At 62.9% G+C, this 10,597-nt stretch carries 13 protein-coding genes; 6 read left to right on the top strand and 7 right to left on the bottom strand.

Annotation, left to right across the window (positions count from 1 at the left end):
• From IAE77_RS28930 to IAE77_RS28940, 3 genes are all read right to left on the bottom strand, one after another.
• On the bottom strand, nucleotides 1-351 hold a 351-nt coding region (locus tag IAE77_RS28930; protein WP_294234745.1), incomplete at its 3' end, for a hypothetical protein.
• Nucleotides 352-771: 420 nt separating this feature from the next.
• Nucleotides 772-1,284, bottom strand: coding sequence for a hypothetical protein (locus IAE77_RS28935; RefSeq protein WP_294234750.1), 513 nt, complete (start codon nucleotides 1,282-1,284; stop codon nucleotides 772-774).
• A gap of 362 nt (nucleotides 1,285-1,646) precedes the next feature.
• The gene (locus IAE77_RS28940) at nucleotides 1,647-2,138 is read right to left on the bottom strand and encodes a hypothetical protein (RefSeq protein WP_294234753.1); all 492 of its coding nucleotides are present in this window, start codon (nucleotides 2,136-2,138) and stop codon (nucleotides 1,647-1,649) included.
• Between the two features lie 429 nt (nucleotides 2,139-2,567).
• On the opposite strand from IAE77_RS28940, the gene IAE77_RS28945 reads away from it, so the two are divergent.
• From IAE77_RS28945 to IAE77_RS28960, 4 genes are all read left to right on the top strand, one after another.
• Entirely contained in the window at nucleotides 2,568-3,089 is a 522-nt protein-coding gene (locus IAE77_RS28945) for a phospholipase D-like domain-containing protein (protein WP_294234755.1), read from the top strand.
• A gap of 22 nt (nucleotides 3,090-3,111) precedes the next feature.
• Nucleotides 3,112-3,258 carry a hypothetical protein gene (locus IAE77_RS28950; protein ID WP_294234758.1) on the top strand — a complete coding sequence of 49 codons (147 nt, stop codon included), beginning with the start codon at nucleotides 3,112-3,114 and terminating at the stop codon, nucleotides 3,256-3,258.
• Between the two features lie 354 nt (nucleotides 3,259-3,612).
• Entirely contained in the window at nucleotides 3,613-3,846 is a 234-nt protein-coding gene (locus IAE77_RS28955; RefSeq protein ID WP_294234761.1) for a hypothetical protein, read from the top strand.
• Complete coding sequence (locus IAE77_RS28960; protein WP_294234764.1) at nucleotides 3,830-4,246, top strand: type II toxin-antitoxin system VapC family toxin; 417 nt, start codon at nucleotides 3,830-3,832, stop codon at nucleotides 4,244-4,246. The genes IAE77_RS28955 and IAE77_RS28960 overlap by 17 nt, the downstream gene beginning before the upstream one ends.
• A gap of 90 nt (nucleotides 4,247-4,336) precedes the next feature.
• Here IAE77_RS28960 and IAE77_RS28965 read toward each other — a convergent pair whose 3' ends face one another.
• The 3 genes from IAE77_RS28965 to IAE77_RS28975 form a co-directional block, all read right to left on the bottom strand.
• Complete coding sequence (locus IAE77_RS28965) at nucleotides 4,337-4,930, bottom strand: GNAT family N-acetyltransferase (protein ID WP_294234767.1); 594 nt, start codon at nucleotides 4,928-4,930, stop codon at nucleotides 4,337-4,339.
• Between the two features lie 193 nt (nucleotides 4,931-5,123).
• Nucleotides 5,124-5,534, bottom strand: a complete 411-nt coding sequence (locus tag IAE77_RS28970) for a SufE family protein (protein ID WP_294234770.1) — start codon at nucleotides 5,532-5,534, stop codon at nucleotides 5,124-5,126.
• A complete protein-coding gene (locus IAE77_RS28975; protein WP_294234772.1) occupies nucleotides 5,531-8,113 on the bottom strand; it encodes a protein kinase in 2,583 nt (860 codons plus the stop codon). The genes IAE77_RS28970 and IAE77_RS28975 overlap by 4 nt, the downstream gene beginning before the upstream one ends.
• Before the next feature lie 163 nt (nucleotides 8,114-8,276).
• Between IAE77_RS28975 and IAE77_RS28980 the strand changes: the two genes are divergently transcribed.
• Nucleotides 8,277-8,726, top strand: coding sequence for a YkgJ family cysteine cluster protein (locus IAE77_RS28980; protein ID WP_294234776.1), 450 nt, complete (start codon nucleotides 8,277-8,279; stop codon nucleotides 8,724-8,726).
• 76 nt (nucleotides 8,727-8,802) lie between these two features.
• Here IAE77_RS28980 and IAE77_RS28985 read toward each other — a convergent pair whose 3' ends face one another.
• A complete protein-coding gene (locus tag IAE77_RS28985) occupies nucleotides 8,803-9,384 on the bottom strand; it encodes a c-type cytochrome domain-containing protein (protein ID WP_294234779.1) in 582 nt (193 codons plus the stop codon).
• 81 nt (nucleotides 9,385-9,465) lie between these two features.
• On the opposite strand from IAE77_RS28985, the gene IAE77_RS28990 reads away from it, so the two are divergent.
• On the top strand, nucleotides 9,466-10,341 hold the full coding sequence (locus IAE77_RS28990; RefSeq protein ID WP_294234781.1) for an RluA family pseudouridine synthase: 876 nt from the start codon (nucleotides 9,466-9,468) through the stop codon (nucleotides 10,339-10,341).
• The last annotated feature ends 256 nt before the right edge of the window (nucleotides 10,342-10,597 follow it).

Consider the following 10,597-nt stretch of genomic DNA (forward strand, 5'->3'; position numbering starts at 1 on the left):
CGCCTCCACCTGTTCCTTCCCGCCGCAGGAGCAACGCAGCACTGTGAGGCCGCCCGCATGCACCGTGGCAGAGACCATCAGCAGCCCCGGCTTCTTCGCCTCGATCTCCGCCTGCCGGGCCGCCTCCTCAGGCGTCAGCACCGGCGCAGCCTTCACCACCGGCGCCGTCACAGGCGGCGGCTCGATCTTCTGAAACGTCACCGTCCCGCCATCCTTCTGCCGCACCACGGTCTGCTCCAGCACCACGCGCCGCTCGACGGCATCTGCAATGACCGACCCGGCCGCCTCTGGTTCTTGTGCCTGAAGCCCTGCGGCAAGCAGGCCGGCAAGTATCATCATTTCTTGTTTCATCGGAAGTTGGGTCGGTTCGCAGCTGGCTGGCTACAAAACTTCAGCGAGGACACAAAAGAGGGCGCAACCTGATGCTCCCTCCCACCGGGCACCGGCAAGCGCCCTTCGACAAGGCGCAGAGCAAGCTGCGCCCCATTCGGGCGCGCTTCCTTTGGCGTTGTCGATGAGGGCTAAAACTTGCCGGTTTTGGTGGGAGCCCCGCTGCCTGTGAGGCAGCACGCAAATTGGTTATGTCAGAGAGAAATCAGTCGAATAGGCAAAAGTTAATTCGGCGCGTTTTACCCGCTGGACGCGATTCAGGCAATGCTTTTCAAACGGGAGCACAAGAAACTCAAGTAGGCGGGGACCCTGTCCCCACAGGGGGACAGAGTCCACCGTTCCTTGGCTCCACGACTTTCTGCACCCATATCTTTTCATTCCTCAATTCTGCCGCAGGGCCAGAATCAGTTCGTTGAGCTTGGACCGTATCAGTTCCAGGTCTCCCAGGGTCGGCGGATCGTTCATGAAGGCGTCATCAAGGGTGCTGACACCGTTGGTGTTGGCACTGGTGCTGTCCTTCATCTGCTGAAGGCTGACCTCGCCTGGAGGTCCGTCGTTGCCAGGGCTGCCGTCGTTGCCGGAGGGCCCATCCGCCCCTCGCGGAATGTCGAAGGTGAAGTGGACAGCGGTCCCATCGAAGCTGACGCTCACGCCAGCGTCCTGGCCGGCATCAATGGTGTTGACGGAATCGATGATGGCCTGCGCAAAAGGCGGCCCAGGCGGACCGTCTCCCCCATCGCTGCCATTTTGACCCGGCGATCCGGGTTCGCCGGGATCGCCCTGATCCCCTTTGGGGATGCTGGTGATGGCCTCGAAGAGGCCCTGAAGCTGCAGGCGCAGGGCATCCGCATCCAGCGGCTGGCCGTTTTGAGGTTGGTTTGGGTCGTAAGGCATGGCGATGGCGGGAAGGCGGTGAGAAGGGTCGTTTCGGGTGAAAATGGGGCCAAATGGCACCCGAAAGAGGACTCGAGGCCGATGGAGGGCCTGTGGAACCCTGATTGAGGGGATAGGGAGGCCGCTTTTCAGCCTCATGAGGCCCGATTTCAGCCTCGGCAACCCCTGCGATAGGGTTCAGGAACTGCCTGTAAGAGGCTGAGGAGGCAGTCTTTCAGCCTCCCCAGCCAAGATTCGAGCCTCGGCACCTCGGATGCAGGAGGTGGGCAGGCACCCTCAACGGGATGAGGAACCCGTCTCTCAGGCTCGTGACACCCGTTTTGATGAGGGACGAAGCCGGTGAGGCGCACCCGGACCGGTCATCAAGGTGCGGGTGGCGGCTCGACCGGCGGCGTTTTCTTGCCGCGTTTGGGGTAGGCTGCCTCCAATTGAGCCAGCGCCGTGTCGGCCCCGGGGATGCTGCCGCGCTTCGCCGCATCACGTGCCGTGTAGAACACGCCGTGGTCAAAGTCGAAGAGGTCCGCACCGAGCAGCAGGTCGAGATCCCGGACCTGTTCGCACAGGGCGCTGGCGGCCAGGAGTATCTCTTTGACGACGGCGCGGCTGGAGCGGTCTTTGACCGCCTCTGCTGCGTCGAGATAGCTGGGCACGATGGCCGGGAACTGCGGCACCGTCATCGCCACCGCGTCATCAAAAGGCTGGAGGCGCGGACCAATGGTGGAGATCTCCTGCCGTTCTTCACTGGAGAGCGTGGGAGCAACTGGCAGCAGGGCCGCCGCCTGGTTGAGAAAAGCAATGAAGGAATCACGAATCGCCGGAGTGATCGTGACGGACACACGGTTGCTGGTAGCCATGGGATATGTAGGTGGTTGGTGGTTGTCGGAAGCAGTGCTTCCACCCCAGACAGCTCCACTTTGGCCCCAAACGAGGCCAGTCATTCCCCAAGTCAAAGGTGTCGTCGCTGCGGCAGGCATCTTATTTGCAAGCTTGCGGCGGATGAAATCAAATTACCAGTGACATGGGAAGAAAAAAATCAGATCGGTCAGGATAAGGCAGTAAGAAAGGGCGACCATCGCGCACCCCAGTGGGTGAAGCAGGCATAGCGCGGCAACGTAATAAGCTAATCGTCAAACTGTCCGGGTAGATTACCACGTCCCCATGTCCAGCACACCATCTCCGGTGATTCGGTTTCCCTTCCTCTTTGGCTTACGCAAAGACACCCTGAATCGGCACCGCTAGACTCCGCCCTGGATTGCCGTAGGGCAGGCACAATGACTTCAGCCGTGAAACTGGTCCTCAACCAAGACACTTACGCAGCGGTGCTGCGTGAGATTGTGCCTTCGGCCAGACGGCTGCTCTGGCTGGTGACGGCGGACATCAAGGATTTGCATGTCGAAGGCGGCCGAAAAAAGTTCGTGCCGTTTCTGGAGGTGCTCGCAGGACTGATCCGCGAAGGCGTCGAGGTGCGACTCGTGCATGCCAAGGAGCCCGGGCCACGCTTCCGCAAGGACTTCGACCGCTTCCCGGAGCTGATCGGCAGTGATCTCTTCACGCGCATCCTCTGCCCGCGCATGCACATGAAGTGCGTCATCGCCGACGAACGCATCGCCTACATCGGCTCCGCGAACCTCACGGGCGCCGGTCTGGGGGCCAAGAGCGACCACCGCCGCAACTTCGAGGCCGGCATCGTCACCGAGGACCGGGCCACCATCCGTGGTCTCATGGACTTCCTCGACGCCTACTTCCTCGGCGACCACTGCCTCAAGTGCCAGCGCCGCGACGTCTGCCCCGATCCCATTGTGTAGCGCCGGTGACATGATTCATCTCATGAACAGACCTCTGATCACCCTTCTTGGCCTTGCCGTGTCGTTGGCAGTCTTGTTGGGCCTGCTGCTATGGATCGGCGTCTGGCTGCCGGATGTGTTCACGCGGGAAGAGCACCTGCTCGCCACGCGGACGACGCCGTGGCGCTGAAAGCGCACAACTCCTCAGCCCAGGCTGCAAGCCTGGGTCAACGCGGTCGAATCACCTCCCAAAACCCGTCGAGCGCTGAAAGCGCGGCACTCGACCCCCGGATCACGCCAGATCCATGCGCAGCGTTGAGTCGAGTCCCGCCCTGTCAGGGCTGCATGTTGCTCAAGGTTGTTCGCGGATTCGAAACCCAGGGCTGCGCCCGTGGGCTGAGGAGTTTCGCACCGTTGGTGCTCCATAGTCGGTCAATGTTCGGGTGAGGCAAACATGGGTCACACCCATTCCTTGGTCCAGAACGTCAGCGTGCGCCATTGAAGTCAGCATTGCCAAAAAGCTGCGGCAGGGGCATCTTGGCCCATGAATCCGCGAATCAGTGCCGCAGTCTCCGCCGAGCCGTCGAAAGGCTTGCTGGTGCAGTCGCTGGCCATGGCAACCAACGCCGACGCAACGGATGAGAGCTGGCTGAGCACTTTCGGCTGGGCCAAGGGCAACCCCGACTACGATGCCGCCGCGCAACTGGGCGAGCAGTGGCGGCAGGATGTGAACCGGAAGTCATTGGAAGAGATGGACCGTCGTGATGGTCGTTCTTGACACCAACCACTACTCCGAGCTGGATCGTGGCTCCCCGGCGGGTGCGTTGCTTCGCGAACGTCTTCTCAGTCGGGGCGAGCAGCCATGGCTCACCGTGATGACTGCCGAGGAAGTCTTGCGCGGTCGGCTGGCCCAGATCGCCGCCGACAGAGAGCGGTTGCTCGTTCATTACGATCTCTTTCTCAACGGCCTGCTCACCCTCGCCAAGTGGCGGTTCCTGTCCTGGACACAAGCAGCGCAAGACACCTTCGACATGCTGCACTTTCAGCGCGTGCGTATCGGCACCGTGGATCTGCGCATCGCCAGCCTCGCCATGACCCACAACACACTCCTGCTATCCCGCAATCTGGTCGATTTCCAAAAGGTTCCGGGATTGCGTGTCGAGAACTGGCTGGACTGATGAGATGGAAACCACCGCCTCTGCTATGACGTGAAAATGCAGTCGGAGCGCGGCAATCTGGCAGTGGCAGGAAGCGATAGGTGATAATCTTCACTCATCACGCCAGGCCTTGGTCCAGAACGTCAGCGTCTTGGGGGATTCCGCCTCTTCGCCAGTCTCCTTCCACACAAAGGTGGCCTGGAGTTCGGGATGCTTCGTGTAGCCCTGGCTGCGCCAGAAGTCGTCGAGCGGGCGATAGCCGGCGGGACGCAGCGGGTGATCGGCGGGCCGGTCCACGGCGCAGAAGGTGCTGAGTTTGAGGCCCAGCCGTTGCACCTGGGCTTCGCGACGGGTGAAGAACTCCTTTCCAATGCCGTGGCCTCGATATTCCGGCAGCAGGATCGATTCGCCGAAGTAGCCGATCGTCGCGAGGTCGTAACCCGCCTTCACAAAGGCCGCCTGGAACTCCGGCCCCTCATCCACCATGGGCAGGCAGGTCGTCGCGCCCACCACACGGTCACCATCGAAGGCGAGGACGACGAGGCTGCCGCTGGAGCGCAGGTAAACGCGCAGGTAGTCACGCTCATACTCCAGGCTGCCGTCGTAGAGATACGGGAATTCGCGGAAGACGGCGATGCGCAGGGCGCCGAGGGCGTCGAGATGCGGTTCGAGCTCGGGGCCGTGGAAGTTTTGGAGACGGAGCATGAGGGGCGGAAATGACGAATGCAGAATGACGAATGTCGAATGAACTCCCAATGACGAACAATCGACCCAACGCAAGACTCCAGCCCCTACCCGACCACGCCGCCCCAAAATTCGTCACTTGATTCGCTTTGCTTCCCCTTCGAATTCCCTGCGGTCGTCTGTCTCGCTTCGCTCGGCTGTCATTCGTCATTCGTCATTTGGCGAAGCCTTCCGCCATCTCGCGAATGCGCTTCCGCATGTTCGCGAGGCCGTTCAAACGGGTGGGGGAAAGCATTTTGGTGAAGGCGCAGGCTTCCCAGAGCCGCGGCTCGATGGCGGCGGCCTCGGCGGGGTCGGTGTTGTCGTAAAGATCGCACAACAGCGTGGCGAGGCCCTTCACCATGGGGGATTCGGCATCGCAGGCGAAGCGGGCGCGGCCCTCCACGAGTTCGCCATGCAGCCAGACGCGCGACACACAGCCGGGGACAAGATTGGCGTCCGTTTGGTGCTCCGGGGCCAGTTTCAGGCCCGTGCCGCGTGACACGACGGCGTTCAGACGCTCGTGCGGGTCGTGAATGATGTTCAGGTCGTCGATCAACGCCTGCTGCTTCTCCGCGAGGGTCATTTGAGCTTGGCGAGGCGGCCTTTGCTCCAGGTCAGGCCGGATTGGATGGCTTCATCGTTGGCGATGGCTCCGGCGAGCTGTTCCCAGATGGCCACGGCGCTGGTGAAGGCGGCCTTGGCCTCGGTTTTCTTGCCCGCGCCTTCGCTGGTGTGGCCGAGGGCACCGTAGAGCTGCGCCAGCTGGCTGGACCACATGCGGCGCTCCGGGGTGAGCTTGTCGGACTGCGGCAGCATCTTGATCAAGCTCTCCATCGATTCCACGGCCTGCTGGGCGATGGGGATGGCGGCGGTGGTCTTGCCGCTGTCGGCCAGCAGCTCGGCGTATTCGCCACGCAGTTTGGCCAGGAGGAAGCCGTAACGGGCGTTGTCCTTGTCATCGGCGAGGATTTCATTCACCAGCTCGATGGCGTCCTGCTTCTTCTTGCTGGCCTCGGAGGGGCTGCCGGCATCCCGCGCGAGGGAGGCCAGGGAGCCGTAGTTGCGGGCGAGCAGGTATTTCACCTCCGCCCACTCAGGCATGAGGCGGTTGAGCTCCAGCAGGATCGGCACGGCCTGGTTGTGCGCCTCCTTGGCATCTGCGCCGCTGAAATGACGGCCGATGAGCTCCGCCAGCTCCGTGTAGGCCTCCGCCAGGAGCAGGGCCTGATCCTGATTGCGAGGGCTGCTGCCGAGCACGAGCTCACCCATGTCCTTCACGGAATCGATCAGGGTGTTGAGCGCCTCCTCCGTCTTGCCGGCCTCACGCTGGCTGATGCCCTTGGCGAATTTGGCCCGGGCGAGGATGAATTTCTCGTCGTTGATCAACTCATGGCCGATGAGCTTCGGATCGAGGATCTCCGGCACACGGGCCAGCGCCTGTTCGGAGACGGCGGTGTCACCATTGCGCAGCGTGCGCAGCCCGTATTCGAGCCAGGCACGGGCACACTCGTTGCGGGCGAGGCGGTTTTTGGGGTCGGCGGCCAGGCCTTTGTCCAGATTTTCGGTGGCGTCCTTCAGCAAGGCCAGCGACTCCGCATGACGGCCCTCGTGGCCGCGGATGTCGGAAAGCAGCAGGCTGTAACGGCCCAGCCACTGCTGGTAGAGCGCGATTTGCGCGGCCTCGCCTTCCCCCTTGTTGATGAGTTCGGCGGCCTGGTCGCGGGCCTTGGTCAGGTAGGACACGGCCTGGGTGCTGTCGCGGAGCTTCAGATGGAGCTGGCCGATGTTCCCATAGGCCCGCAGCCGCTCGACACCGAGGGTCTGCGACTGCTCGAGCGCCGGCAGACCGCGCATGACGTAGTCGAGCGCGTCCGTGAGCTGCTCTTTCTGGAAGCCGGCCTCCATCTCGTTGCCCGTGGGCGTCTGGAGCAATTGCGTGAGGAACTGGTCCACCGCGTTCTGCGAGTTCTGCAGATTCTGATCCGCCACCGCCTTGGCCCCGCGTGCGACATCGCGTTCGCCCGTGAGCGTGGCGATGCGGTTTTCGCGTGCGTCGATCTCGATCTTGTGGTTCGCGCCGAGGTTTTCGATCGTGTCCTCGGCCTTCTGCGCGCGACGCAGCGTGACAAAGGCATACACGAAGCACAGCACAAAGATCGTCAGCAGGGCGATGGCCGTGGTTTGCAGGGTGAGGACCTTCTTCGCCTGCTTCTGGCGCTCGCGGACGGTCTGCTCGCGGGATTCCTCCAGCAGGTAGTCGCTTTCCAGCACCTCGAACTCGCGCACGACCTCGCGCATGTCGGCCCAGCGTGCGGCAGGGTTCAGATCCAGGGCGCGTTCGATGATGTTGCGGCGGCGTTCCTCCCACTTCGACTGCGCCACCTGGGGCCAGAAGACCTTGGGCTGAGCCTTGACGGCGGAAAGCAGCGCGTTGCTGTCGATTTGGGCGGCAAGACCTGCGGCATGCTGCTGGCGGGCGCGTTGCAGCTCGCTCTCCCACATGTCAGCACCACGCGGCAGGGTGCCGTTGAGGAGGCGGTAGGCCAGCACGCCGAAGCTGTAAACATCCCAGGTCGGTCCGTAGCCGGCGAAGACGCCATCCGGATTTTCCGCCTGTTCCGGGCAGAGGTGCACGAAGTGATCCGTCAGCTCCAGGTGATGAATGCCGCCGACCCAGCCCTGCGCGATGTCCGTCAGGCGGATGGATGACTCCGCGTCGTCCTCCAGCAGCACGTTGGATGGGCGCAGATTCCCATGCGGGATGCCGTGCTTGTGCAGCCAGGCCAGGGCATCTGCCACCTCATAAATGTGGCGCCAGGCCTGTTCCGGCGGCAGTCCGGTGCAGACGGACTCCAGCGTGGGCGTCTGCCACTGACGGCGGCCGTGATTGTCCTTCGTCATCACGCCGACCAGCGGCATGACGCAGAAGTACGGCGTCTTGTCGAAGCTGAAATTGTCCACCGGCAGGACGCCGCGGTGGTGCGGCATCTGCTGCAAGGCACGGAAGGCCGTGGCCAGCGCCTTGCGGTTGATCGCCATCGAGCTGAACACCTTCACCGCGCAGGCCTTGCCATTTCCGGAGACCGCCCGGTAAACAGCGCCGCACCGTCCGCTGCCCACCAGGTCCTGCAGTTCGTGTCCGGCGATATCAGGCAGGCTCATGCGCTCTACGGTTGTCTCAAAGGAGGGTGGTGGGGAGCCCGGAAGGCCTCTTCAGACGGCTGGGAGAGGCATTCAGGGCGTGTACGATGATGGCGGAATGCGAAATCTCAAATCCTCAAATGCCGCTTTGCAAAAATCGCGTGCCACAACGGTCAGCACATCCATGCTCACTCCAAAGCGCATGAAAAACCCGAAGGCCGACCCCCACGCCGAGATCAAGGCCATCTACGCCGAGCTGGAGCGGCGGCCCCTGCCCCGCGATTGCGCCATGCGCACCGGTTGCTGCCATTTCCGCCTCGCCGGTCACACCCCCATGCTCACGCGCGGGGAGGCCCTCTTTGCGGCGCAGGGCGTCCGTGCCAGCGGCCGCAAGGCGCTCAAACCGCATCCGGATGGTGCCTGTCCACTGCTCGGCCGTGACGGCCGCTGCACCATCTATGCGCATCGCCCTTTCGGCTGCCGCACCCATTTCTGTGCCGAGGCGGGCGGCATGTATCCCCGCAAACACGTGGCGGATCTCATTCAGCGCCTCGAAGCGCTCGATGAACAACTCGGCGGCGACGGTTCACGCCCCCTGGAGGCCGCTGTCAGCGCTGCCCTCGCCGAGCGATGACGGATCGGAGCGTGGGATTGGTGGAGTGGTGGATGAATGGATTCGGGCAGGCCATCAATCCACGCCGCCCGGCTCCTCACGGTGCCGCACAATCCCGCGCCAGCTTCTGGCTGGCCTCCGACAGCTTCGCCAGCGGGTAGGCCACCTCCTGGGCGTTTGCAGGCATGCGCAGCACCACATTTTCGCCGTCCAGACGCACAAAGCCCGCCTTGATCGTTTTGCCCTCGAGATTCGTCCAGCTCATGATCGGCGGCAGCGCTTTCTTCGGCATGCCTTCCACCGTCGCGGCGGTCTTGGCCACGGTGCCGTCGAAAGTCGCCCCCTCCTTGATCCAGTCGGTCAGCTTGCGGATGTCACCGCTGGAAAGCTGATCATCCGGCGGCATGTGGCGGTCGTGATCGCGGTTGACAATCACCTCCAGGAAGTGGCTTTCGGCCGGTTTGCCCGGCCGGATCTGCGCCACATCATTGTCAGCGATGTCCAGCTTGAAGGTCTCCAGGTCGTCGAACACGAAACCGCCTTTCCGCTTCTTTTTCGCCTCGCTGTGGCACTCGTAGCAGTTCTTTTCCAGGATGGGCTGGATGTCCTTCTTGAAATCCACGGCCGAGGCAGGGATGGCGAGCATGCAGGAGAGCAAAACAGGGCGGGTCAGGATCATGGGGGGCGCGTTGGGGTCCGGGGAAAACGTGCCATCCCGCTTTTCCTTAGCCAGCATCTTTTTCCCGTGGCATGAAGACATATGCCGTCCCCGCGCCCCGTCACCGAGCCGATCGAACTGATGCCCTACCTCCTCGCGAACTGGCCGGACGTGAAGCGCACCCGCGTCAAGCAGTGGCTCAAGTTCGGCAGCGTCCGCGTGAACGGCAAGGCCGTCACCCGTCACGACCACGAGCTGCGTCCCGGCGACAAGATCGAGATCAAAGTCGAACGTGTGCCGCACAAAGTCGCCCCGCCGCTGCCCAAAGGCCTGCAGATCGTCCACGAGGACGATGCCATCATCGTTTTGAACAAAGGCACCGGCTGGCTCACCATCGCGCTCGATTCCGGCAAAGGCCGCACCGCCTACGCCGCCCTCACCGACCACGTCCGCGCCACCAATCCGCGCAACCGCGTGTGGATCGTCCATCGCCTCGACCGCGACACCTCCGGACTCATCGTATTCGCCAAGACCGAGCCCTTCAAACGCATCCTCCAGCAGAACTGGCACAAGTTCGAAAAGACCTACCTCGCCATCGCCGAAGGCGTCATCAAACGCGACTCCGGCACCCTGCGCTGCCATGTGAATGAGGAGTTCTCCCTCCGCGTCCGCAGCGTCCCGCCTGGCGACGACACCCGCGAGGCCATCAGCCACTTCAAAGTGCTCCAGCGCACCGCCGACCGCACGCTCGTCGAATTGAAGATCGAAACCGGCCGCCGCCACCAGATCCGCGTCCATCTTTCCGACATGGGCCACCCCATCGTCGGCGACGCCCCCTACGGCGCCAAGACCGACCCCGCCAAACGCCTCGGCCTCCACGCCGCCAAACTCACCTTCATCCATCCCGCCACCGACAAAAAAATGTCCTTCGAGCAGCCGCTGCCGGACGTTCTTGCGAAGCTGCTTGTCTCGCCGTGAGGGTTACCAGATCACCGGGACACCATAAGCCTGAAGCGCGGCGTCGCAGGTCACAATCGCGCATGCCTTCCGCCTCTGCGTGGCAGGCAAACGGGGGGACCGGTCAGGGTGCAACGGCTTGACAAAAAGGCGACGCTCAGGGGTTCTTGGCATCGGCTTCCTCCAGGAAGTGTTTCATTTCCTCGGGCACTTTCTTGATCGCAGCCTTAACGTCCAGCCGCCGCAACTGCTGGCTCACATTCGCCGCCGACTTCAT

The organism is Prosthecobacter sp., from assembly GCF_014879935.1.
Classification (GTDB): domain Bacteria; phylum Verrucomicrobiota; class Verrucomicrobiia; order Verrucomicrobiales; family Verrucomicrobiaceae; genus Prosthecobacter.